General features: G+C 43.3%; 22 protein-coding genes. 7 read left to right on the top strand and 15 right to left on the bottom strand.

The genetic code is table 11. The annotated features are described in order from the left end of the window. Positions 1-29 precede the first annotated feature (29 nt). Positions 30-893, bottom strand: coding sequence for an EamA family transporter (locus A4G17_RS06900; RefSeq protein ID WP_123956303.1), 864 nt, complete (start codon positions 891-893; stop codon positions 30-32). A 186-nt stretch (positions 894-1,079) separates the two neighbouring features. On the opposite strand from A4G17_RS06900, the gene A4G17_RS06895 reads away from it, so the two are divergent. Then, the gene (locus A4G17_RS06895) at positions 1,080-1,457 is read left to right on the top strand and encodes a COG4315 family predicted lipoprotein (RefSeq protein WP_123956304.1); all 378 of its coding nucleotides are present in this window, start codon (positions 1,080-1,082) and stop codon (positions 1,455-1,457) included. 69 nt (positions 1,458-1,526) lie between these two features. Here the strand turns inward: A4G17_RS06895 and smrB are convergent, their stop codons facing one another. After that, positions 1,527-2,060 carry an endonuclease SmrB gene (gene smrB, locus A4G17_RS06890; RefSeq protein ID WP_123956305.1) on the bottom strand — a complete coding sequence of 178 codons (534 nt, stop codon included), beginning with the start codon at positions 2,058-2,060 and terminating at the stop codon, positions 1,527-1,529. Positions 2,061-2,147: 87 nt separating this feature from the next. On the opposite strand from smrB, the gene prmB reads away from it, so the two are divergent. The 3 genes from prmB to ppc all read left to right on the top strand — a co-directional run bounded on the left by prmB (position 2,148) and on the right by ppc (position 6,309). Further along, positions 2,148-3,092: a 50S ribosomal protein L3 N(5)-glutamine methyltransferase gene (prmB, locus tag A4G17_RS06885; protein ID WP_123956306.1), complete on the top strand. Its 945-nt coding sequence runs from the start codon at positions 2,148-2,150 to the stop codon at positions 3,090-3,092. Between the two features lie 90 nt (positions 3,093-3,182). Then, complete coding sequence (locus A4G17_RS06880; RefSeq protein ID WP_123956307.1) at positions 3,183-3,449, top strand: hypothetical protein; 267 nt, start codon at positions 3,183-3,185, stop codon at positions 3,447-3,449. A 220-nt stretch (positions 3,450-3,669) separates the two neighbouring features. After that, complete coding sequence (gene ppc / locus A4G17_RS06875) at positions 3,670-6,309, top strand: phosphoenolpyruvate carboxylase (protein WP_123956308.1); 2,640 nt, start codon at positions 3,670-3,672, stop codon at positions 6,307-6,309. A gap of 66 nt (positions 6,310-6,375) precedes the next feature. On the opposite strand, the gene msbA is transcribed toward ppc, so the two are convergent. From msbA to A4G17_RS06835, 8 genes are all read right to left on the bottom strand, one after another. Beyond that, on the bottom strand, positions 6,376-8,154 hold the full coding sequence (msbA, locus tag A4G17_RS06870) for a lipid A ABC transporter ATP-binding protein/permease MsbA (RefSeq protein WP_123956309.1): 1,779 nt from the start codon (positions 8,152-8,154) through the stop codon (positions 6,376-6,378). 130 nt (positions 8,155-8,284) lie between these two features. Further along, entirely contained in the window at positions 8,285-8,971 is a 687-nt protein-coding gene (locus A4G17_RS06865; RefSeq protein ID WP_123956717.1) for an LrgB family protein, read from the bottom strand. A gap of 4 nt (positions 8,972-8,975) precedes the next feature. Then, a complete protein-coding gene (locus A4G17_RS06860; RefSeq protein ID WP_123956310.1) occupies positions 8,976-9,359 on the bottom strand; it encodes a CidA/LrgA family protein in 384 nt (127 codons plus the stop codon). Positions 9,360-9,512: 153 nt separating this feature from the next. Further along, the gene (locus tag A4G17_RS06855; protein ID WP_123956311.1) at positions 9,513-11,435 is read right to left on the bottom strand and encodes an ATP-dependent DNA helicase; all 1,923 of its coding nucleotides are present in this window, start codon (positions 11,433-11,435) and stop codon (positions 9,513-9,515) included. A gap of 38 nt (positions 11,436-11,473) precedes the next feature. Further along, a complete protein-coding gene (locus A4G17_RS06850) occupies positions 11,474-12,811 on the bottom strand; it encodes a replication-associated recombination protein A (RefSeq protein ID WP_123956312.1) in 1,338 nt (445 codons plus the stop codon). Beyond that, complete coding sequence (gene mreD, locus A4G17_RS06845) at positions 12,811-13,299, bottom strand: rod shape-determining protein MreD (RefSeq protein WP_123956313.1); 489 nt, start codon at positions 13,297-13,299, stop codon at positions 12,811-12,813. The genes A4G17_RS06850 and mreD overlap by 1 nt, the downstream gene beginning before the upstream one ends. After that, entirely contained in the window at positions 13,296-14,339 is a 1,044-nt protein-coding gene (mreC, locus tag A4G17_RS06840) for a rod shape-determining protein MreC (RefSeq protein WP_123956314.1), read from the bottom strand. The genes mreD and mreC overlap by 4 nt, the downstream gene beginning before the upstream one ends. 110 nt (positions 14,340-14,449) lie before the next feature. Beyond that, positions 14,450-15,502: a rod shape-determining protein gene (locus A4G17_RS06835; protein WP_123956315.1), complete on the bottom strand. Its 1,053-nt coding sequence runs from the start codon at positions 15,500-15,502 to the stop codon at positions 14,450-14,452. A gap of 352 nt (positions 15,503-15,854) precedes the next feature. Between A4G17_RS06835 and pntA the strand changes: the two genes are divergently transcribed. The 3 genes from pntA to A4G17_RS06820 are packed head-to-tail and all read left to right on the top strand — an operon-like array spanning position 15,855 to position 19,463. Continuing rightward, a complete protein-coding gene (gene pntA, locus A4G17_RS06830) occupies positions 15,855-17,387 on the top strand; it encodes a Re/Si-specific NAD(P)(+) transhydrogenase subunit alpha (RefSeq protein WP_123956316.1) in 1,533 nt (510 codons plus the stop codon). 10 nt (positions 17,388-17,397) lie between these two features. Further along, the gene (gene pntB / locus A4G17_RS06825; protein ID WP_123956317.1) at positions 17,398-18,822 is read left to right on the top strand and encodes a Re/Si-specific NAD(P)(+) transhydrogenase subunit beta; all 1,425 of its coding nucleotides are present in this window, start codon (positions 17,398-17,400) and stop codon (positions 18,820-18,822) included. A gap of 56 nt (positions 18,823-18,878) precedes the next feature. After that, positions 18,879-19,463 (top strand): DNA glycosylase, encoded by a 585-nt coding sequence (locus tag A4G17_RS06820; protein ID WP_123956318.1) that lies wholly within the window; start codon positions 18,879-18,881, stop codon positions 19,461-19,463. A 91-nt stretch (positions 19,464-19,554) separates the two neighbouring features. On the opposite strand, the gene lpxA is transcribed toward A4G17_RS06820, so the two are convergent. The 5 genes from lpxA to bamA all read right to left on the bottom strand — a co-directional run bounded on the left by lpxA (position 19,555) and on the right by bamA (position 25,118). Beyond that, entirely contained in the window at positions 19,555-20,349 is a 795-nt protein-coding gene (gene lpxA, locus A4G17_RS06815) for an acyl-ACP--UDP-N-acetylglucosamine O-acyltransferase (protein WP_123956319.1), read from the bottom strand. 20 nt (positions 20,350-20,369) lie between these two features. After that, entirely contained in the window at positions 20,370-20,774 is a 405-nt protein-coding gene (gene fabZ / locus A4G17_RS06810) for a 3-hydroxyacyl-ACP dehydratase FabZ (RefSeq protein ID WP_123956719.1), read from the bottom strand. A 132-nt stretch (positions 20,775-20,906) separates the two neighbouring features. Then, positions 20,907-21,935 carry a UDP-3-O-(3-hydroxymyristoyl)glucosamine N-acyltransferase gene (gene lpxD / locus A4G17_RS06805; protein WP_123956320.1) on the bottom strand — a complete coding sequence of 343 codons (1,029 nt, stop codon included), beginning with the start codon at positions 21,933-21,935 and terminating at the stop codon, positions 20,907-20,909. Between the two features lie 2 nt (positions 21,936-21,937). Further along, the gene (locus tag A4G17_RS06800; protein WP_123956321.1) at positions 21,938-22,666 is read right to left on the bottom strand and encodes an OmpH/Skp family outer membrane protein; all 729 of its coding nucleotides are present in this window, start codon (positions 22,664-22,666) and stop codon (positions 21,938-21,940) included. A gap of 79 nt (positions 22,667-22,745) precedes the next feature. Further along, positions 22,746-25,118 (bottom strand): outer membrane protein assembly factor BamA, encoded by a 2,373-nt coding sequence (gene bamA, locus A4G17_RS06795; protein WP_123956322.1) that lies wholly within the window; start codon positions 25,116-25,118, stop codon positions 22,746-22,748. Between the last annotated feature and the right edge of the window lie 31 nt (positions 25,119-25,149).

Genomic DNA, 25,149 nt, shown 5'->3' with positions numbered 1-25,149 from the left:
CTTTTTAGAGCAAAGCGGATGCGAATAGATTATCTCCAATAAAATAAACAAACAATCGCAATTATTGCAATCACTACACCTAAATAGTTGATTTTATGAATTTTCTCTTTAAATAAGAAAGCACCGGCGAGTGTGCCTAAGCAGATCACACCTAAGTTCATCCCAGTGAACACTAAAGTTGGATCATCTTTCATCGCTTGGTGAGCTTTGATATAAAAAAGAATATTACCGAAGTTGAGTACACCTAATAATAACCCTGTCAGCACACTTGGCACATGCCATTGCGTACGTTTCAACAATAGGTAAATAAACATCACACAGCCCGCACCGATAAAAGAGATGAACAAGGTAAGCGGAAATGCAGAACCACTTTTTGCCATCTGTTTGAATAGAATGTCGATCACCCCAAAGCCGACCCACACCAGTGCTAAACTTATCAACGCTGTTTTGCCGTTGCCGCCCATACCTTCATTACTTTTCCACAGTAAGCAGCCAAGTGCCGCAAAAGCAAGCAAAAGTGCGATAAATTTATGGGAATTGAATGCTTCACCAAAAATAGTGAAGGCGGCTAAAATTGGCAAGAAAAGCGAAAGGCGTTGGGCGGCATCCGTACGAATAATCCCAGCAAATTCAAGCGCTTTCGCTTGGATTAAGAACACTGTTGGTAATAGTATACCAAGTGCAAAGAATAAGTAAGAAGACGGGTTATTGCTCACGATTTCAACCATCGTTTGCCCTTTAAAATCTGGTTTGAGCAAGAAATAACACATTGCCGTAGCCACAATGTAGTTGACTGCAATACTCTGGGCGATTGTCACACCTTTTGAGCGAGCAATTTTAATCAAAATCCCAACCGATACACTGCACAGTACCGCTAACATGAGTTCTAACATTGGTTCTCCTTAAAAGAAATGTAATCCTTAATACAAATAGTCAGTTACTTTTTTACACAATATTCACTTACGATAAACAAAGTAAAACGCTTGCTATTGTAACGGCTAGAACAAAAATGTTGAAAAAAATTTTCACTTATCTATACTTTTTCATATAACATTTTTTTAACAAAAGAGGAGATTAAGATGAGACTTGCAAACCAATTCACCGCTTTATTATGTGGCACTGTCTTTTCTATGAGTTTATTTGCTCAAATGCAACCTACCAATGTGATGGATGGAGTCTTAACTGGTGTGAATGGAAAAACCTTATACACTTTTGATAAAGACGAGATCGGCAGCGGGAAATCTACTTGCTACGATGCTTGTGCAGCGAACTGGCCACCGTTTACCGTTGCAGAAGGTGAAAAAGCCACTGATGATTACTCCATCATTGAACGTAATGACGGCATCAAACAATGGGCTTATAAAGGCTCGCCACTTTACTATTTTGTGAAAGATACCAAAGCAGGCGAGAAAAATGGCGACGGTTTCAAAAATATTTGGAAAGTGGCTAAGCCTTAAACCGTTACCCTAAAATCAGAAAGGAGAGTAATAGATCCACTCTCCTTTCTCACTTTATCCCCCTTCACATCACCGACGAAACGCTTCATTATTTCTCGGCTGTTCAATCAGAATTAAAATCGCGGCATCGCCACCCCATTCTCTTGGGGCTTGGTGTAAAGCAATCACTTTCGGGTGCTGTACCAACCAACGAGGGATTTGATATTTCAAGGCTTTGGTACCATAGCCTGTCATAATACTGGCACAATAGACTCGTTCCCGCTCACAGGCTAAAATCAAACTTGCCAACTCTTTTTTAGCTTGTTCACGGGTTAAGCCATGCAGATCCAAAAACAACTCGGGGTGGAAATCACCACGACGCAACTGTTTCAAAATATAAGGATCAACATCCTCCCGCCGATAGCGAACTTTTTCATTTTCTTCGGTTAGTAACGGTTCATATTCATCAGAAAAATAGAACAGCGTGTCGGCATGTTCTTTCTGTGCCCGAATTTCGCTCACTTTCTTTTTCGGCTCAGTTTTCGGCACAAAGGTATTTTGTTCGATCTTCTTCGTGCCTTTTACCGCATCTTGAAATAACGCAAAATCATCATTCTCAATCATCGTTTTTCCTTCTAAATTTGTCGGTGTGCATTCTAACATAAACGGAAATGTGGTATAAATCGGCAAATTTTTCTACAAGGATCATTTATGTTTGAATACAACCTTGAATTACTCGATGACATGGCTCAATCACCTGCAGAGCAAGATTTAAAAACGATTTTGGATATGATGCGTTGGGCATATAGTTATTTTAATGCCTCCGATCTCTATTACGGACACGGACACGACAATGCGTGGGACGAAGCAAATCAGATGGTTCTCAGTGCCTTGGCGTTACCTGTCGATGTACCTGAAAGTCTGTATCAATCTAACCTGACCCAAACGGAAAAATTACGCATTATTAACATGGTGCAGCAGCGTTTGGGCTTGCGTAAACCAGTAGCGTATTTGACGAATTCAGCATGGTTCTGTGGTTTAGAGTTTTATGTGGACGAGCGGGTAATTATTCCGCGTTCACCGATTGGTGAGCTGATCCGTGAAGGGTTTACGGGCATTTTGCGTACCGAGCCAAAACGCATTTTGGATTTATGTACTGGCAGCGGTTGTATTGCAATTGCTTGTGCTGAACGTTTTCCACATGCAGAAATTGATGCCGTTGATCTCTCTGTCGATGCGTTAAATGTGGCGGAAATCAACATCGACCGACACAATATGGCACAGCAAGTGTTCCCGTTACAGTCGGATTTATTCGATAGCTTGCCACAAGATCAATACGATCTGATTATCACCAACCCACCATACGTGGACTTGGAAGATTTGGAAACAATGCCAGAGGAGTTTCACCATGAACCAGAAATGGCTCTGGGTTCTGGCGTGGACGGCTTAGACATCACCAAACGGATTTTGACACAAGCGGCAGATTACTTGTCGGACAATGGCGTGCTGGTATGTGAAGTGGGCAACAGTATGGTGCATCTCATCGAACAATTCCCAACGGTACCATTTAACTGGCTCGAATTTAAACACGGCGGCTTAGGCGTATTTAGCCTGACAAAACAGCAACTTATAGCAAATCGCCATCTGTTTAACTAAAAATGCATTAATAGCTTGGTTCTCAACCAAGCTATTTTTTATGTAATGTCTTTTGCAAAATCATTCCCATGATTATTTACGTTTAAGACTATGTATGTAGAAAAAAATAGCCACACAACACAATTTTTAAACCAATTAAGTGTTGAACCAACTGCCAGTTTTCTCAATATTGGCAATGATCCAAGTACGCTTACATTTCCTTTATCTCGCCAATCTCAACAAGTCTATGCGTTAGATTTCGCCAAGGAATATTGGAGTTACTACAACAATACAAAAAAACAAAGCTCCTGTATTTCTACCAAACCAGACAGCAAAATAATCGTCCAATCAAACACGGACAACGCCGTTGTGCGATGATTTCATGGCAAGTATCATCCTAATACAAGCGGTCAGATCCAACAAAAACTTTGCAAATGGGAATTGCAAAAAAAGAGTGGGATCTGACCACTTGTATACTCTCTTCTTTTAATAACTTTTTTTAATTTATTTCATCAAAAAAATTAAATCATATTGCAATTTTTAGGCTTTTTCGGTATATCTACCCCCTGTTTTTTGAACTATTTTTTAAGGGGATTTTATGCACCACCAATATGAATCACTGCGTAGTAATATTCATATGTTAGGGGATTTTCTAGGGGAAACCATTCGTGATGCCCAAGGCAACGACATTTTAGAGTTGATTGAGAATATTCGCCAATTATCTAGAGCGTCTCGTGCGGGCGATGAGAAAGCACGTGAACAATTGCTTGATATTCTTGCCAATATTTCGACTGAAAATGTGATCCCCGTTGCTCGTGCCTTCAGCCAATTTTTAAACCTGACCAACATTGCAGAACAGTACCAAACCATTTCTCGCCACAGCAAAGATGCTTCTCTCGGAGAACGTTCAATGGGAGCGTTATTTGAGCGTTTAAAAGCTCAAAACGTGCCTGCAGAAAAAGTGATCGAAACCATTGAAAAACTGTTGATCGACTTGGTACTTACCGCTCACCCAACGGAAGTTACCCGCCGTTCACTTGTCAATAAACACGTTGAAATCAACCGCTGTTTAAGCCGTTTAGAACACAATGATCTGACCGAAAAAGAAACCACCAAGCTCAAACGCCGTTTGATGCAGCTGATTGCTCTTGCGTGGCATACTAACGAAATCCGCACTCAACGCCCAACGCCAGTCGATGAAGCTAAATGGGGAATGGCGGTCATTGAAAACAGTTTATGGAAAGCCGTGCCTGAATTCTGCCGCCAAATCAATTTCCATTTAGAGAAACATTTCGGTGTGCAACACCCTGTAGGTTTAGCTCCTGTGCGTTTTTCGTCGTGGATGGGCGGTGACCGTGATGGTAACCCATTTGTGACTGCACAAACCACTCGTCAAGTGTTGTTGATGAATCGTTGGAAAGCGGCAGAACTGTTCTTAGAAGATGTGAAAGGCTTGGCAGACGAACTTTCGGTAGTGAATTGTACCACAGAATTTCGGGCGAAATATGGTGATCACTTAGAGCCATATCGTGTGTTGATGAAATCCCTGCGTTCCAAGTTAACCAAAACCGTTGCCTACTATGGCGATTTGCTTGAAGGCAGACCACAAGCGGTCAGTTTTGACGAAATTTTGACAAATGACGAACAGCTTTGGGAACCACTTTACGACTGTTATCAATCGTTGCACCAATGTGGAATGCGGATCATCGCCAACGGCGGTTTACTTGACTGCTTACGCCGCATTCGCTGTTTTGGCTTAGGGCTTTCTCGTTTAGATATTCGCCAAGAAAGTACGCGTCACGCAATGGCAGTTGCTGAAATTACTCGCTATATCGGTTTAGGCGATTATTCGCAATGGACAGAAGATGACAAACAAGCCTTCTTAGTCCGTGAACTGAGTTCTCGCCGACCGCTTGTGCCAAGCAATTGGACACCAAGCCCAGAAACAGCAGAAATTTTGGCGACCTGCAAAGTGGTGGCAGAACAGCCAGAAGGCGTGATTTCAGCTTATGTGATTTCGATGGCGAGAGAAGCCTCTGATGTGCTTGCGGTACATTTATTGCTCAAAGAATCAGGCTGTAAACAAGCGATCCCCGTTGCACCACTCTTTGAAACCTTAGACGATTTAGATCGCTGCGAAAAAGTCATGACCGATTTGTTTAATATCGGCTGGTATCGTGGTGTGATCAACAATAAACAAATGGTGATGATCGGCTATTCCGACTCCGCCAAAGATGCGGGAATGTTGGCGGCATCATGGGCACAATATCGAGCCCAAGAGGCCTTAGTAAACTTGTGCGAAAAATTCAACATTGAATTGACCTTATTCCACGGGCGTGGCGGCACCATTGGTCGTGGCGGTGCACCTGCTCATGCGGCACTGCTTTCTCAGCCACCTCGCTCACTCAAAAACGGTTTACGAGTGACAGAACAAGGCGAGATGATCCGTTTTAAACTCGGCTTACCTGCAGTGGCCGTGGAAAGTTTAGACCTCTACGCCAGTGCGATTTTAGAAGCGAATATTTTCCCACCGCCAGAACCCAAAACAGCGTGGCGAGCGATAATGGATCAAGGTTCGCAACTTTCTTGTGAAATCTATCGTGGCATTGTACGTGGTGAGCCAGATTTCGTGCCTTATTTCCGTTCAGCAACGCCTGAGTTAGAACTCTCAAAATTACCATTAGGTTCACGCCCAGCGAAGCGTAATCCAAACGGCGGAGTAGAAAGTTTGCGGGCTATTCCGTGGATTTTTGCGTGGATGCAAAACCGCTTAATGCTCCCTGCATGGCTTGGGGCGGGTGCAGCGTTGCGTCAGTTAATTGAACAGGGCAATGAAGCGTTACTGAAAGAAATGTGCAAACAATGGCCGTTCTTCTCGACCCGTATTGGTATGTTGGAAATGGTGTTCAGCAAAGCCGATGCGTGGTTAGCGGAACATTACGATCAACGCCTTGTACCAGAAAATCTGCACCACTTAGGCAAAACGTTACGCAGCCAGTTGCAAGATGATATTAAAACCGTACTTTCTCTCGCTCACGAGAGTCAATTAATGGCTGATTTACCTTGGGTTGCGGACTCCATCGCTCTGCGTAATGTTTACACTGACCCGCTTAACTTGTTGCAAGTGGAACTGTTACACCGCTTACGTTCCCAAGGCGATAATCCAAACCCAGCCCTTGAACAAGCCCTGATGATTACTATCACTGGCATTGCGGCAGGCATGCGGAATACAGGCTAAATGCTCAGTGTTTAGCCACAATGAAAATGCCCTAGAAATTCAAACGCTAGGGCATTTTTTTATTATCTATTCACCAAACTGCAAACTGTGTAGCTGTTTATAAGCGCCATCTTTTTCCAATAACGCTTGGTGAGATCCTCTTTCAATAATTTCACCATGATCAACAACCAAAATCTCATCGGCTTTTTCAATTGTCGATAGTCGGTGAGCGATCACCAAAACAGTACGGTCTTTTTGCAACTCATCAAGCGCAGCTTGAATTGCTCGTTCAGATTCTGTATCCAATGCAGAGGTTGCTTCATCTAACACTAATACAGGGGAATTGCGTAACAATGCTCGAGCAATTGCTAAACGCTGACGTTGTCCGCCAGATAAATTCACACCATTTTCACCAATAATGGTATCTAACCCTTGTGGCATTTTTTCGATAAACTCCATTGCATACGCAGCTTTTGCGGCTTCAATAATTTGCTCACGGCTGAATTTATCTTTTGCTGCATAAGCAATGTTGTTTGCAACTGTATCGTTAAATAAGTGAACTTGCTGCGAAACAATCGCACATTGTTCACGTAAATTATTGAGTGTGTAATCGCTGATAGACACGTCATCAAGCGTAATTTTGCCCGAATCAATCTCATAAAAACGGGTAATCAAATTCGCAATGGTCGATTTGCCTGATCCAGATCGTCCAACCAAAGCCAATGTTTTACCTGCTGGAAGATCAAACGAAATATTTTTCAATGCTGGTTGTTCTTTACCAAAATAGGTAAAGGTGACATTTTCAAAACGAATATCCCCTTTTGCTCGTTCAACTTGGTGGGTTCCTTCATCTTTTTCCGTTGGTAAATCAAATAAAGTAAACAACGTTTGGCAAGCCGCCATGCCACGTTGAAATTGTGCATTCACATTAGTGAGTGTTTTTAGTGGACGTAGAATCCCCATCAATGCCCCAATAACAGCGGCAAACTCACCGGCGGTCAATGTTTCACCCATGATTTCTGGCGACCCTGCGACAAATAGGACTACCGCCAATGCCAAAGATGCAATCACCTGAATAATCGGATCAGAAATGGCTGTAGCGGCCATCATTTTCATGCCTTTGCGACGCATATCATTGCTTGTATGGTTGAAACGTTCTTCTTCCACTTGCTGACCACCAAAGGACAACACTACTTTATGACCACGTAACATTTGTTCGGCACTTTCTGTCATACTTCCCATGGATTCTTGCATGTTGCGGCTCAACTTACGAAAGCGTTTTGACACCACCCGAATCAAAATCGCAATTAATGGGCCGATCAAAAACAGCACAAGGGATAATCGCCAGCTGTAATAGAACATCGTAGCCACTAAGAAAATGATATACACCCCTTCCCGCACCACACTTTGCAAGGCACTAGCAGACGATCCTGCAATCTGTTCTGAATCATAAGTAATTCGAGAAAGCAATTTCCCTGAGGAGTTTTGATCAAAGAAAGTGACAGGCATGAACATCAAGTGCTTAAATACTTTCTGCCGCATCGTCATCACCACTTTACCCGAGACCCATGCCAAGCAATAGCTTGAAACAAAGCTGGTCATTCCGCGAGCAAAAATCAGTCCCACCACAATAAATGCCATAATTTTCAAGAAATTGCGGTCTGCATTATTACCGAATCCTTCATCAATTAACGGCTTCAACATTGTAATTAAATACGCATCTGCAGCCGCATTTAAAATCATGGCAACCATTGCCACAATAATGCCTAATTTAAAGGGGGAGATCATCGGCCACAAACGCTTGAATGTTTGCATCGTGGATTGATCTTGTGTCATCTCATCAATGGAGAATGATTTCTTAGTCATAATTTCTCATATTCTGAAGCAAAAACAGTACGCATTTTAAAGGGTATTTGCCGTTCTACCAAATTTATTGTCCGCAAGCGGTCAGATCCTACTGATTTTTTGCAAAACTTTTGCCTAAACCGACCGCTTGTTAATAGCACATGGCTAACGCTAAACGAAACACCCAAGGGGCAAGCAACGAAGAAAGTACGCCACACAACACCAAAGAGACTGAGGCATAACTTCCCGCTTTAATACTATACTCCATTGAACGAGCCGTGCCTAACGCATGAGAAACGGCGCCCATACTTAACCCAATCGCACGGGTGTTATGCACGTTGACTTTCTGTAAGATAGCTAAGCCGAATGCTGAGCCTGTTAGCCCTGCGATCAACACAGCAACGGCACTGATTGCCGAACTGCCGCCAATTTCATTCGCGATTGAGATGGCAATTGCTGTGGTTACCGATTTCGGTAAAACCGCTGCCACAATCTGTGGACTAGCCCCAAATAAGATCGCTAACCCGACGCCCATCAACATAGTGAGTAGCGTTGAAATTATCACGATGATACTGATTTTTCGCCAATGCTTAATTAGCTGCGGCAATTGCTCATAAAATGGAACGGCAAGAGCAACAACCGATACACCAAGCAATTCATTTAAAACGCTATTACCTTGATAATAGCGTTCAAACGGAATGTCAAACCCGAGCAGAATCAACACCAGTAACAGCAGTGATAAAATAAACGGATTTAAAATGGCGGATTTGAGTTTTTTGCTCAATTTCCATGCCGTTACAAATACCGCCACCGTCAATAATGTATAGGCATAAATCATCAGGTCATTCATCAACATGTTCCTGTTTTTGTTCTTGACTAAATAGCCACTGTGCAAGATAGCCAATCAGTACCAGTGATAAGACTGCACTCAAAAAGTTAGCCAAAATCAAGGCGTTGAGATGTTGATGAAGCATATCCGTTTGCTCAATAATGCCTGAACAAATCGGCAAAAAGAACAGTGTCATATAACGTAAAATTGGGCGAGATGCCGGGGAAACCCATTGTATTTTGAGAATATTCGTCAGTAATAAACTAAATAAAATCAATAATCCCCAAATGCTTTCGGGAATGCCAATCGGGAGCAGTTGATTGACCAACCTCCCCAAATAGAGCATTAAAAACAGCAATGCGAGCCCAACAATAAAACGTAATACTTTGATTAACATAGGCTTTCCAAAAAGATGAAACATTAATCGTATTTGTAGGGACAGGTTTTAACCTACCGTTACGCCTTCAGGAGGGCTAAACGCCTCCCTACACAATTTTATGGATTACAAGCGGTCAGTTTTGAGAAAAAATTTGCAAAAAATCTCTACAAACTAACCGCTTGCTTGCAAAAACGTCACGACTTTATTCAAATCTCGGGTGCGAGCAAACGGCGGTAAGCTTTTTAGGAAAGTCGCTCCGTAATTTCGCATGACCAAGCGAGGATCGCAAATAATCACCGCCCCTTTGTCTGTCACATCCCGAATCAATCGCCCTACGCCTTGTTTGAGGGTAATCACCGCTTCGGGAATTTGAATATCGTTAAACGGCTCACCGCCTTGCAAGCGGCAATCTTCCATTCGGGCTTTGAGCAGCGGATCGTCAGGCGAAGCGAACGGTAATTTGTCGATAATCACCAACGACAACGCCTCTCCCCGTACATCAATCCCTTCCCAAAAACTCTGGGTGGCGACCAGCACGCTATTTGGCTCATCAATAAATTTTTCCAGCAAGCGGCTTTTGCTCGTTTCCCCTTGCAGCAGTACGCTGAGCGAGCTATGTTCCCGTAAAAAATCCGCCAACCCTCTCATCATAAAATAGGATGTACAAAGTAAAAAGCAACGACCGTTATTCGCCTCAATCACAGGTTTAAGTAACTGCCCTAATGCCGTTAACGTATGCGATTTATTGCTGTCAGGCAGATAACGAGGCACACACAGCAAAGATTGTTTAGCGTAATCAAACGGGCTTTGTAGCACCATTTGTTCGGCATTCTCAATGCCAAGCCGTTGGCAGAAGTGGTCAAACTTGCCACCGACTTCCAGTGTTGCAGAGGTAAACACCCAACCAATTTTTTGGTTTTTGAGTTGATCGCCAAATTTATCTGCCACCGTCAGCGGTGTGATATGTAAACCAAAGAATCGCCCATTCGTTTCATACCAATAACAGTAACCCACCACGGTAGTATCGCTTAATTTTTTCAATAACACTTTGACTTCCGCCAAACGCTCAAAAATTTTATCCAACATTTCGGAACGTCCGAGAGATTTTTTCACCACTTCACTTAGAAAATCGAGGGTTTCATTCAGTTTATTTAAACCATCGACTACTTTGCGATTTTGCAACAACTCTCGCAAATTGCCCCGAATTGATCCTTCACCAATCAGCAAACGGAAATCCTGCACCACTTTTTGCAGATGATCCGCCGCTTTGCCCAGTTGGGCGAGATCTTTGAGTTCAGAGCGGTAAACAATGTTGCAATCTTTGCAAATATCGAACAGCTGGCGGGAGGTCAGTGATTGCCCGAAGTATTGGCTGGCAATATCAGGTAGCTGATGTGCCTCATCAAAAATAATCAGCTCAGCTTCGGGGATTAGCTCACCAAAGCCACTCTCTTTAACCGCCATATCGGCACAAAATAGATGATGATTCACCACCACTACGTCCGCATCCATCGCTCTACGGCGTGCCTGCACCACATAACACTCTTTATAATTCGGACAATCGGAACCCAAACAGCTGTCGGTAGTGCTAACCAGTTGTGGCAAAATCGGACTGTCTTCAGCAATGGCGATGCATTCGCTGAGATCGCCCGTTGCCGTCCCCGTTTGCCATTTTCGCACTTTGGTAAGATCGGCAAGCACTGATTTATCGCCTAACACGCCCATTGCGATCAGCTGATCTAGCCGTTCCAAGCAGAGATAATTGGCTCGCCCTTTGAGTAAAGCAACTTTGCCGCTGTATTTCAACGCTTTTTGAATGGTCGGCAAATCGCGGTTAAACAGCTGATCTTGTAAGTTTTTCGAGCCTGTGGACACAATGGTTTTCTTGCCAGACAGCAACGCTGGCACGAGATAAGCAAAGGTTTTGCCCGTGCCTGTACCGGCTTCAATCACCGCACTTTCAGCAAAATGAATCGCCCGTCCAACCGCTTGTGCCATGTCAAGCTGTGCTTGGCGAGGACGAAAGCCGTTAATATTTTTACTTAATGTGCCGGATTCGCTAAAGGCGTGTTCAATTTTTTGTTCGATTTTCATTAGATTTGCAAAAAACTAAGCGGATCTAACCGCTTGTCTTATGGGTAACGTTTCAATTCGCTCTGTTGGTCTAAGCCGTTGAGCCACTCGAGTTTTTCTTTGATCTGTTTTTCCATTCCCCGTTCGCTTGGGTAGTAGAATTGGGTGTCTTGCAGCTCTGGAGGGAAGTAATTTTCACCTGCAGCATAGGCGTTCGGCTCGTTATGAGCATAGCGATATTCTTCGCCATACCCGAGAGATTTCATCAATTGCGTTGGAGCGTTACGTAAATGTTCTGGTACGTCATAATCTTTTGCTTCTTTCGCAAGCTGTTTAGCAGCGTTGAAAGCGGTGTAAACCGCATTACTTTTTGGGGCAACGGCGAGATAAATCACCGCTTGGGCGATGGCTCGTTCGCCTTCATAGGCACCCACGCGGGTGTAACAATCCCACGCAGCCAATGCCACTTGCATCGCTCTTGGATCAGCATTACCAATGTCTTCGGAAGCAATCGCCAGCAAGCGACGAGCGACATACAGCGGATCGCCACCTGCCGTGAGAATGCGGGCGTACCAATATAATGCCCCATCGGGAGACGATCCTCGTACCGATTTATGTAAGGCGGAAATGAGATCGTAAAAGCGATCACCGCCTTTATCAAAACGGGCCTGCCGTTCACCGAGCACTTCGGTTAGTAAGTTTTTATCGAGCAGTTTGCCTTGCGGTAAGCTTTCTGCCATATCAACCATCAGCTCTAAACAATTCAATGCAAAACGTCCGTCGCCATTGACATAATCCGCAAGCAAATTCAATACATCGTCTTGTAAAATCAGTTTTTCGTTGCCAAAGCCCCGTTCTTTGTCGGCTATTGCATTTTGCAAGATTTTCAAAATATCGACCGCTTGTAATGGTTTGAGAATGTAAATTCTGGCACGTGAAAGCAGGGCGTTATTCAGTTCAAAGGACGGATTTTCGGTGGTTGCCCCGATAAAAATAATAGTGCCGTCTTCAATGTGGGGGAGAAAAGCGTCTTGTTGACTTTTGTTAAAACGGTGGACTTCATCGACAAATAGCAAGGTGCGTCTACTGCTTTGTCGATTGAGTTTGGCTCGGTCAATCGCTTCACGGATCTCTTTAACGCCACTAGTGACGGCAGAAAGGCGTTCGACTTCGGCATCTAATTCGTTGGCAATAATTTCAGCGAGGGTCGTTTTGCCTGTACCTGGCGGCCCCCAGAAAATCATTGAATGGCTATGCCCTGCGGCGATAGCTCGGTGAAGGGGTTTTCCTTCACCGATGAGATGAGATTGTCCGACATATTCTGCGAGAGTGCGTGGCCGCATTCGGGCAGAAAGCGGTCTAAAATCCGCTGAAAAATCAAAGGATAAGCTGTTCATTAACGTAGATGTAAGCCTCGGCGAATATGTCGCATTAACAAGAAAACCCAAGGCCAAAGCACACCACTAATCGCAGCCCCAAGAATTTCTTGAGCATTAAATTCTGCACTGTGTAGAATAAATTCGATAAAAAAAATCGCAAAGCGAATTAGTGCGATGTATAGCATGACTAAAATACTTTGTAGCCAGAGAGAAAGATTGCGTAATATCAGGTGATACTTCGCAACAAAGTAAATCGCAACAGATAAAACAAGGGCATGTATGCCAAGAATTGAACCTAAAATAACGTCCCACACAATCCCCGCTAAAAACGCGGTGCCCACGCTGATTTTATCGGGTAACGCCAATGCCCAATAAATCAGCACTAACGCAACCCACGCTGGACGTAGCCCTTGAAACCCCAAGGGCCATGGCATAATTTCTAACACAAAGGCAACTGCGAAAATAAAAATCAGTATGAGTAGTTGAAAAATCGCATTTTGTCTCATTGCACCACTCCTTCGTCAATCGGCTCAATGGCATTCTCATTTTCAGGTTCCGCCGCAGGATTTTCCGTTGACTCGTCTATGACGCGCATTTCCACATCCTCTTTTATCTGTTCTTTTTTCTTTTGTCGCAAGCGGTCTAATGGATTCAAACTTTTACGGCGCTCTTCCACCGCATCTCGAACATCTTGTGGTGAAATCGTTTGGGCTTTACGTAATTCTTCGTTGGTTGGCCATAGTAATAGCAAATAACGCAAGCGATCCAATGAAGCTAATGGACGTGCAGTAACGCGTGCAAAATGGCTTGAACCATCGTTGATCACCGTTTCCACCACGGCAACAGGATAACCTTCGGGAAAATGCCCCCCTAGCCCAGAAGTCACCAACACATCGCCTTTGGCAATGTCCACTGTTCTCGGTAAATGATCTAAGATCAGCTCTTCACTATGCCCTGTACCGCTGGCAATACCACGTACATCATTACGTAGCACTTGTACAGGAATGGCATGGGTTACGTCAGTCAGCAATAATACTCTGCTGCTTTTTTCGCCGACAGAAATCACCTGCCCGACCACACCACGCTCGTCAATAATTGGTTGCCCAACAAAAGCACCGTCTGATTTGCCTTGATTGATAATGACTTGTTGACGATAAGCGTCCATTTCTGCGGTGAGCACTTCCGCTACCTTTTTATATTCATCTTGACGTAATGGCGAGCTGAGCAACAACCGCAGTCGTTGATTTTCAACTTTAAGCTGATCAAGCAAGAGCAGATCAGCATTCTTTTCTCTGATCTGCTCCCGCAAAACTTGGTTTTCCATTTTTAGCCGTTGGCTATCAATAAAATTATTGCTTACTCCGTCTAATACTACTCGTGGGGTATTTGCAAAATAATATAAGCCACCTACCGCAGTTTCCAGCAGGTTACGCACTTGAACCATGGTAGACCCCCGCCCGTCAAAAAAAATACAGGCGACAGAAAGTGCAATAGCAATAACAAGACGAACACCAAGGGGAGGCGCTTTTGCAAAAATTGGTTTCATAAAAATGGAAAACGGAAATTAGCAGGCTTTAATAGGAAGGATCAATTTGCAAAACCTTTGCAGGAACTGACCGCTTGTAATCGGGGCTTTCGCCCCGACTTGACGACATCTTAGTTATCGTCACTAAAGACATCGCCACCATGAGTGTCGATCATTTCTAACGCTTTACCACCACCACGAGCCACGCAAGTCAGCGGATCTTCTGCGACAATAACCGGCACGCCTGTTGCATTAGACAATAATACATCTAAGTTTTGCATTAAGGCACCACCACCAGTCAGTACCATACCACGCTCAAAAATATCTGCAGCCAACTCTGGTGGACATTGTTCTAATACGGCTTTGACCGCTTCAACAATACCCGTTAATGGCTGTTCAATCGCCTCTAATACTTCTTTTGAGCTTAAGGTGAATGTACGCGGTGCACCTTCAGCAAGGTTATGGCCATGCACTTCCATCGTGCGAATTTCATCTTCACTTTGTAAATATGCTGTTGCAATTTCTTGTTTGATACGTTCTGCCGTCGTTTCCCCAATCGCAGAACCATAATGGCGACGAACGTAGGCAATAATCGCTTCATCAAATTTATCCCCCCCGATACGTACCGAAGAAGAATGTACAATGCCGTTTAATGAAAGTACCGCCACTTCTGTGGTACCGCCGCCAATATCGATCACCATCGATCCCGCCGCTTCTGCCACAGGTAAACCTGCACCAATTGCCGCAGCCATTGGTTCTTCAATTAAATACACCTCACGTGCACCCGCCCCCATGGCAGATTCTTTGATGGCTTTACGCTCAACTTGAGTTGCACCAGCAGGCACGCAGATCAAAACACGCGGGCTCGGACGCATAAAATTGTTGCTATGAACTTGCTTGATGAAATGTTGTAACATTTTTTCAGTCACGTGGAAATCGGCGATAACGCCATCTTTCATTGGTCGAATAGCAATAATACTTTTTGGTGTGCGACCTAACATTGATTTCGCATTTGTTCCCACCGCTGCAATACTTTTTGAGGTTCCCATACGATCTTGGCGAACGGCAACAACGGAGGGTTCATCAAGCACAATGCCCTGCCCTTTCACATAAATTAATGTATTTGCCGTACCTAAATCGATAGAAAGATCGTTTGAAAATAATCCAAGAAATTTTTTAAACATAAAATTGTGTGTCCATGAATAGAAAGAAAATTCATTCCCGCTCTGTCAGAACAGGCAAAAATTGCGTGCAAATATAGCAAAAAAGCCTTGAAACACCAAAGATTTATTTCAAAAAATGTGCTAAATCAATGATGTTGCAAGATTCCGATTCGTCATTAGAAAATGTTTACCCAAGCATTAAAATAAATGATAAAGTTAGCCCCGTTTTGAATCGGGAAATTTGCTTAAATGCAAAGACAAGCGGTCACTTCCGCTGAAAAATTTGCAACGCTTTTTGCAAAATTTTTGCTGGATCTGACCGCTTGTTCTCCCTTCCATTTCACATTTCTTAAATCATAATATAGGAGTCTTTATGCTTATTGGTGTACCAAGAGAGCTGCTGGACAATGAAAGTCGTGTGGCGGCAACGCCAAAGACCGTTCAGCAAATCCTGAAACTCGGTTTTGACGTGGTCGTCGAAAAAGACGCTGGCTTTAAAGCGAGTTTTGAAGACCAAGCCTACGCCGAAGCGGGGGCCAACGTTGGTGATGCGAAAGCAGTTTGGAATGCAGACATCATTTTCAAAGTGAATCCACCAACAGATACAGAAATCGCTCAAATTAAAGAAGGAGCCACACTGGTTAGCTTTATTTGGCCAGCACAGAATCCTGATTTGATGGCAAAGCTTTCTGCCAAGAAAATCAATGTGTTAGCGATGGACGCCGTGCCGCGTATTTCCCGTGCACAGTCTCTCGATGCACTTAGCTCAATGGCAAACATTGCAGGCTATCGTGCGGTGGTGGAAGCGGCTCATGAATTTGGCAGCTTCTTTACGGGTCAAATCACTGCGGCGGGTAAAGTGCCGCCAGCGAAAGTGTTGGTGATCGGTGCGGGTGTAGCTGGTTTAGCCGCAATTGGTGCAGCGAACAGCCTTGGTGCGATTGTGCGAGCATTCGACTCTCGCCCAGAAGTGAAAGAGCAAGTGCAATCCATGGGGGCAAGCTTCTTAGAAATTGATTTCAAAGAAGAAGGTGGCAGCGGTGATGGCTATGCGAAAGTCATGTCGGAAGAGTTCAACCGCCGTGCTTTAGCCCTTTACGCTGAACAGGCGAAAGAAGTGGATATTATTATTACTACGGCGTTGATTCCTGGCAAACCTGCCCCACGTTTGATCACCAAAGAGATGGTTGAATCGATGAAACCGGGGTCGGTGATTGTCGATTTAGCCGCAGCAACGGGCGGAAACTGCGAGCTCACCAAATCAGGCGAAGTGGTCATTACTGACAACCAAGTGAAAATCATCGGCTATACCGATTTACCAAGCCGCTTACCAACCCAATCTTCACAACTTTACGGCACCAACTTAGTGAACTTGCTCAAACTGCTCTGCAAAGAGAAAGACGGCAAGATCAACATCGACTTTGATGATGTCGTGCTCCGTGGTGTAACCGTGGTGCGTGCAGGTGAAATCACCTTCCCTGCCCCGCCAATCCAAGTGTCCGCTCAACCACAACAAGCGGCAAAAACGGCACAAGCGGTCAAAAAAGAGGAAAAACCTGCAGATCCTCGCATCAAATACGGCATTATGGCCACCGCTGGCGTGCTTTTCCTGTTACTCGCCTCCGTTGCCCCATCTGCGTTCTTATCACATTTCACCGTTTTCGTTTTGTCCTGCGTGGTCGGTTATTATGTGGTGTGGAATGTGAGCCACGCATTGCATACACCGTTAATGGCGGTGACGAATGCGATTTCGGGCATCATCATCGTGGGAGCGTTATTGCAAATCGCTCAAGGCGGATTCTTCATCAGTATTCTCGCCTTTATTGCGATTTTAGTGGCAAGTATCAACATCTTTGGCGGCTTTAAAGTGACCCAAAGAATGTTAGCGATGTTCAGAAAAGGTTAAGGAGCTGCATATGTCTTTAGGTTTAGTCCAAGCTGCGTACATTATTGCAGCACTGTTATTTATTATGAGTTTGGCGGGTTTGTCCAAACATGAAACCGCCAAAGCGGGCTGTTGGTACGGTATTGTCGGGATGACGATTGCCCTCGTTGCGACTATTTTCGGACCACAATCGCAAGGCACAATTTGGATCTTAGCGGCAATGGCGATCGGTGGTTTTATCGGCGTGCGTAAAGCGTTAAAAGTCGAAATGACTGAAATGCCAGAACTTGTGGCAATTTTGCATAGCTTTGTTGGTTTAGCCGCGGTGCTTGTTGGCTTTAACAGCTACGGTTTGCACCACACTGCTGAAATGCCAGCCAATTTAGAGGCGGCAGCACAAGCTGCCTTCTTGGCAGAACAAGCGACCCTTGCAACTATTCACAATGTCGAAGTGTTCTTAGGGATCTTCATCGGTGCGGTGACGTTTACCGGTTCTGTGGTCGCTTTCGGCAAACTCAACGGCAAAATCAACTCAAAAGCATTGATGTTACCACATCGCCACAAGCTCAATTTAGCGGCGTTAGTCGTTTCTGCATTATTGATGATCGTCTTCCTAAACAACCCTGACAATATTTTCCCTGTATTAATCATGACGGCAATTGCTCTTGCATTCGGTTGGCACTTAGTCGCCTCTATCGGTGGGGCGGATATGCCAGTGGTAGTGTCAATGCTGAACTCTTACTCAGGTTGGGCAGCTGCGGCGGCAGGCTTTATGTTAAGCAACGACTTGTTGATCGTAACGGGGGCATTGGTTGGTTCTTCAGGTGCGATTTTATCCTACATTATGTGTAAAGCGATGAACCGCTCGTTCATCAGCGTAATCGCTGGTGGCTTTGGTAATGATGTGGTAGCAAGTGCTGATGAAGAACAAGGCGAACATCGTGAAACCACTGCCGAAGAAGTGGCAGAAATGCTTAAAAATGCAAGCTCTGTGATCATCACCCCAGGCTACGGAATGGCGGTGGCACAGGCACAATATCCTGTCGCAGAAATCACCCAAAAATTGCGTGAGCGTGGCGTGAACGTGCGTTTTGGGATTCATCCTGTGGCAGGTCGCTTACCGGGGCATATGAACGTGTTACTGGCAGAAGCAAAAGTGCCTTACGATGTGGTGTTAGAAATGGATGAAATCAACGAAGATTTCCCAGAAACTGATGTGGTGCTTGTTATCGGTGCGAATGACACCGTAAACCCAGCAGCGATGGACGATCCAAACAGCCCAATCGCCGGTATGCCAGTGCTTGAAGTATGGAAAGCGGCAAACGTGGTGGTGTTCAAACGCTCAATGGCGGTTGGCTACGCAGGCGTACAAAACCCTCTCTTCTTCAAAGAAAACACCCAAATGCTGTTTGGCGATGCCAAAGAGCGTGTGGATGATATTTTGAAGGCGTTATAATTTTAACTCACTCTCGCCCATCAACGGGCGAGAGTGATTTCGAACCAAATCATCTCATGAAACTAATCGAAATCCACCCTTTCCCACCAATTCTCCCACCGAATGCCACCATAATGATGATGGGGACGTTTCCACCTAAGCCTGAAAAACGCTCGATGGATTTCTACTACCCCAATTTCCAAAATGATATGTGGCGAATTTACGGTGAGATCTTCTTTGGTAATCCGAACCACTTCATCATACCGAACGACAAGCGGTTTGATCCCGACAAGATTTTGCAATTTCTCTATGAAAAAGGCATCGCCCTCTGCCCGACCGTAACCAAAGCCATTCGAGAACAGGACAACGCCTCTGATAAATTTCTCACCGTTGTGGAAAAAGTCGATTTGAATACCATACTCGCCCAAGTGCCTCACTGCCGTTGGCTATTCACCACCGGCGGCAAAGCGACCGATATTTTACTTGAACTGTTGCCGAATAAGGTCAAATCGCCCAAAACAAACGACTGGATCGACTACCCTTTTGGCAATTTCGATCTCAAACTCTACCGTCTGCCTTCCACCTCCAGAGCCTACCCATTAAGCTTCACCAAAAAAGTCGAAGCTTATCGTCATTTCTTTATTACAGCGGGCTTGATATAAACAACAAGCGGCCAGTTCCAGCCAAAATTTTGCAACTTGCAAAAAATTTGAAGGAACTGACCGCTTGTCTCAGCTCAGGGAAAATCACAAATTAGCGAATAATTCCACGGGTTGAACGCTCGAAGAAATCTAAGAATAGGCTGACTGCAGCTTCTGTTTTCGCATATTGCTCAATTTCTGGAATGGCTTCTTCAAGGGTTTTACCACTGCGATAAATCAACTTATAAACATTGCGAATCGCGTGCATCGTTGCTTTATCAAAACCACGACGTTTTAAACCTTCAAGGTTTACGCCAAATGGTTGTGCGTGGTTGCCTTGTGCCATGACATAAGGTGGCACGTCTTGGCTAACCATTGAACCACCACCGAGCATAACGTGTGAACCGATAACAACAAACTGGTGAATGGCTGACATCCCCCCAACAATCACAAAGTCGTCTAGGGTAACGTGCCCAGCTAAAGTGCCGTTATTCGCAATAATACAACGGTTGCCGATCGAGCAGTCGTGAGCAATATGGCAGTTAATCATAAATAAGTTATCATCACCGACTTTAGTCACTCCACCGCCTTGTACGGTTCCACGGTGAATGGTCACGCTTTCACGAATGCGGTTACGATTACCGATAATGGTTTTCGTTGGTTCGCCATGATATTTTAGATCTTGGTTGATCTCGCCGATGCTAGCAAATTGGAAAATATGGTTATCTTCACCAATGTCAGTATCGCCTTGAATGACAACATGCGAATGGATCTTAGTGCCAGCACCAATTTTTACGTCTTTTCCGATCACACAAAATGGACCAATCTCAACATTCGCACCAATTCTTGCACCGTCTTCAATCACTGCAAGTGGGCTGATTTTTGCTGAAGAATCAATAAATTGCATAGCAATCTTCCTTCTCAAAATTATTTACGAGCACACATTAATTCCGCTTCACAGACCACTTTTCCATCAACGGTTGCGGTGCCAGTAAAACGGGTAATGCCACGAACTTCTTTGATCACTTCGACATGAAGCGTCATTTGATCACCTGGCACTACCGGTTTTTTGAAGCGTGCATTATCAATACCTGCGAAGTAGAATAACGAGCCTGGCTCTAATTCTCTGGTTTTAAATGCTAAAATTCCCATCGATTGCGCTAACGCTTCCATAATCAATACACCAGGAAAAATTGGTTTTTCTGGAAAATGTCCAGTAAAACATGGTTCATTTACACTGACATTTTTAATCGCGGTAAGCCATTTCCCTTCTTCAAAATCCACAACACGATCAACCATTAAAAATGGATAGCGGTGCGGTAGTAATCGCATAATCTCTTCAATTTCAACCACTTTTGGTTCACGAGTTTCTGACACTGTAAGTCCCTCTTAAAATCAAATTCACTATAGTTTCATCTTGTATCAGGTAAAATCATCCAACCCCTAAGAGCTAAATATTTCGCCTTACGATTCTTTTATATATTTCTCAACGGCTTTTAATCGCTCATTGATTTTATCAATATTCATTGTTAATGCTGCGGTTTTACGCCATTCTTTGTTGGTTTGCAATGGAATGCCTGATGAATAGATACCTTTTTCGGTAATTGGTCGCATCACCATTCCCATTCCTGTAATAATCGCACCATCACAAATTTCCATATGTCCATTGATAACACTTGCTCCACCAATTTGGCAGAATCGCCCTACTTTTAAGCTACCTGCCATAATTACGCCTCCAGCGACGGCGGTACCAAAACCGATATGGACGTTGTGAGCGATTTGGCATAGGTTATCAATAATCACATTATCTTCAATCACAGTAGGATCTAGTGCACCACGGTCGATACAAGTACAAGCCCCAATCTCCACTCGGTTACCGATAACTACACCGCCTGTTTGTGGGATCTTAATCCATTGTCCTTTATCGTTTGCGTAACCAAAGCCATCGCTACCGATCACGGCAGAGGATTGAATCAAACAATCTGTGCCAATACGCACATTGTGATAAATGGATACATTTGCCCACAGTTTGGTTCGGGAGCCTATTTGCGTATTTTTACCAACAAAACAACCAGCACCGATGACAACATCATCACCCAATTCCACTCCGCTTTCAATCACAGCGTTAGCACCAATAGAAACATTGCTCCCTAATTTTGCATCTGGTGAAATGACTGCCGTAGACGCAATTCCGCTGGCTGGTTTTGGTGTGGTGTCCATATATTGTGCCAAAATTGCATACGCGAGGTAAGGATTTTTCACTACAATCAAATTTTGATCATTGCGACAAAACTCAACATCACTTTCGTTCACAATAATTGCACCAGCCTGACAAGCGGTCAGTTGCGAGCGATATTTTGCATTTGAAATAAACGTAATGTGAGAAGCCTCTGCTTTTTCTAAAGGCGCGATTGTGGAAACGACTAAATCGGCGTCACCTTTTATCGTTCCGCCGATTTGTTCCGCCAATTCACTTAAACGGAAAGTTTTCATTATTACTTCGCCTGTTCAGCTGGTTTTTCTTCAGTCACTTTTACATTCGCTTTTAATGAAGACAACACTGCTTCAGTAATATTGGCAGTTTCATCTTTTGCATATAATGCCACAGAAGGAATTAACACCAATGTGTAGCCTTTACTTTCCGCAACGGCTTTAATCGCCACATTCACGTCTTCAACCGCTTTTTTCTGAATTTCATTAGTATCAATATTCAGTGCATTTTGTTCTTGATCTAATTTTTGTTGGAACTGAGCCACTTTATTTTGGAAAGCATCTGCTTTTTTGCGGAAGTCTGCTTCACGTTTTTGAATTGCATCCACTTTTTTCTGGAAAGCATTTGATTCTGTTTCAATCGCTTTTTGTCTTGCTTGAATTTCTTTTGAACGCAGTCTTGGCGCATCTTTTTCTAATGCCGCCACTTTTTTCTTCAATGATGCTTCAACGGCTTCTTTTTCTGTTTGTAATTTTTTCGCATCATCCTCAATTTTTTGGAATTCATCGGATAATGCTTTGTCTTCTTCTGTGAGTTTTTTCTCTTCGTCCGCGAATTTATTTTTCACTTCCTGCACTGCTTTTTCAATTTTTTGTGTCGCAATGACCATCTCAGGGTGGTTTTGGATCAAAAAATTAGGATCAGCAAATGCGATTTTATCATTCGCATTGGCAAATGTGGCTGGGAGAGTAAACGCTGCGGCGATAGCTGCTAATTTAAATACTTTTTTCATTGAGTTTCCTTTTTGCTAAATACAAGCGGTTAGATTTGCAAAATTTTTTACGAATCTTACCGCTTGTAAGGTTAAATTATTAGAACGAGCCACCAATGCTAAATTGGAACTGTTCAATTTCATCATATTTATATTTCTTAAGCGGTTTTGCATAAGAGAATAAAAGTGGTCCGATTGGTGAGTTCCACTGGAACGCAATACCTGCAGAAGATCGAACTCGTTTATAGTTACCAAAATCTAAATTTGGATATTTTTTACGATCCCAGTTTGTGTCCCAAACGGATGCTGCGTCAACAAAGAATGATGTTCTGACATTGTGCTGATATTTATCGCTAACAAATGGCGTTGGCATAATTAATTCTAAACTTGCTAATGCCATTGCGTTACCACCGATCACATCGGCACTTAACGATTCAAATTTCCCATTTTGATTGAGATAAATCGCTCTCGGACCAATGGCCCCGTAGGAGAAGCCACGTAGTGATCCAATGCCACCCGCCATATAGTTTTGGTAGAACGGTAAACGTTTTCCACCAAAGCCATTTGCGTAAGATACGCCAACTTTTGTGGAGATCACCCATTTATGTTCACGATTTAATGGGAAGAAGTTTTTGAAATCGGCGTTCAATTTATAGTATTTATTGGTCGAACCAGGAATAGTAACTTTACCACCAATATTGGCAACACTACCTTTAGTTGGTAAGAAACCACGGTTTAAGCTGTTATAGTTCCAACCAAATGAGAAATCAAAATCATTGGCTTTGATTTGTTTATAGTATGGGCTATTTGAAATTGGGATATTCAACGATTTTACATAAAGCTCACGAGAATATTCACGCTGTGCATTTTTAATGACATCGTGAGTATAGCCTAACCCTAAATAGTAAGAGTTATTTTCATCTACAGGGAAGCCTAAAGTGCCGTTTAATCCATAAGTACGACGTTTATAGTTAGATGCGGTATCACTTTTTGAGTTATCGTAATCCTCATAGAAAACATTCCCGCCCAAACTCACTCCATCTTTAGTGAAATATGGTTCGGTATAACCTAAGTTGATACTGTTGCCATAGTCATTACGTGTGCCGTTTAAACTAATTGATGAGCCCATACCTAAGAAGTTGTCTTGCTTGATCCCTGCTTGATAGCTGAATCCAGTCTCTGTACCATAGCCAATACCAAAGTTGATGCTTCCTGTGTTACGTTCTTTAATTTTATATACCACATCAACTTGATCTGGTGTATTTGGCACATTTGGTAATGACATTTCAACCGAGTCATAAAAACCTGTACGCTCCAAGCGAGTTTTGCCTAAGTTTGCTAAACCTGTTGATAACCAAGCCCCTTCTTGCTGACGCATTTCACGGCGTAATGTTGAGTCTGCGGTAACGTCGTTGCCTTCAAAACGAATTTTACGCACATAAAGGCGAGCACCCGCATCTACCACATAATTGATTCGTACGGTTTTATTTTCATCGTTAAAATTCGGATGAATTTCTACTTTAGCAGAAGCAAAACCCGCATCACCTAATATCTCTTTGATGCCCTCTTCAATTTTCACTAAATCATCACGACGGAATTGCTGCCCTGCTTTAAACTCTTTTAACAATGCATTTAATGCGGTATCCATTTTAGCGGTATTACCAACAATACGAATTTCACTAATATTGTATTGCTCACCTTCGTGAATTTTGTAGGTTAAATTCACTTCTTTTTTATCATCGCTGAATTTAACATCCGCATCTTCAATATTGAATTTTGCATAACCACGGTTTAGATAAAAATTACGCAAATTTTCAAGATCTTGGCTATATGCAGGCTGTTCAAATTTACTACTTTCGAAAATATTCCACCAAGAGACATCTGGCTGGATGTCTAGCAGTTTAGTCAATTCTTTTGAGCTAAACACTTGGTTGCCTTCAAAATTAATCGTTTTTACATAAGAAACTTCATTCTCTTTAATCGCTAATTTGATGTTTACGCTACCATTTTCCGCATTCGTGACTACGGTATCAATTTGTGCATTATAACGACCAATCGAATGATAATGTTCAATCAATGCCTGTTTAAACGACTCAAGTTTAGCGGGCTCAAAAATTTCACCACGCGTAATTAAATTTGCTTTTAAGTTCTGTTCTAAAGGATCTTTTGGAATTGCTGAGTTACCTTCAATCTCAACACTATTAATAATCGGCTGCTCGACAACTTTAATCACAAGCGTATTACCCTCACGAACAGCTCTCACATCTTTGAAGCGGTTTTGTAAGAAAAGTTGGCGAACCACATTCGCAACATCATTATCCGTTGCGGTTTGTCCAATTTTAACAGGCAATGTTTGGATAATCGTTGCTCCCGTTTCTGGTTGCACGCCATCAATACGAATATCTTTTACTACAAAGGGAGCCGCAAGCACACCATTTGCAATTAAAAGTGTTGAAAGTAAAAGTTTTTTCATTTAAATAATCCTATTTGTAAAATTATTCGGG

The organism is Frederiksenia canicola (genome assembly GCF_011455495.1).
GTDB lineage: Bacteria > Pseudomonadota > Gammaproteobacteria > Enterobacterales > Pasteurellaceae > Frederiksenia > Frederiksenia canicola.
This window is presented reverse-complemented; position numbering and strand designations above follow the sequence as displayed.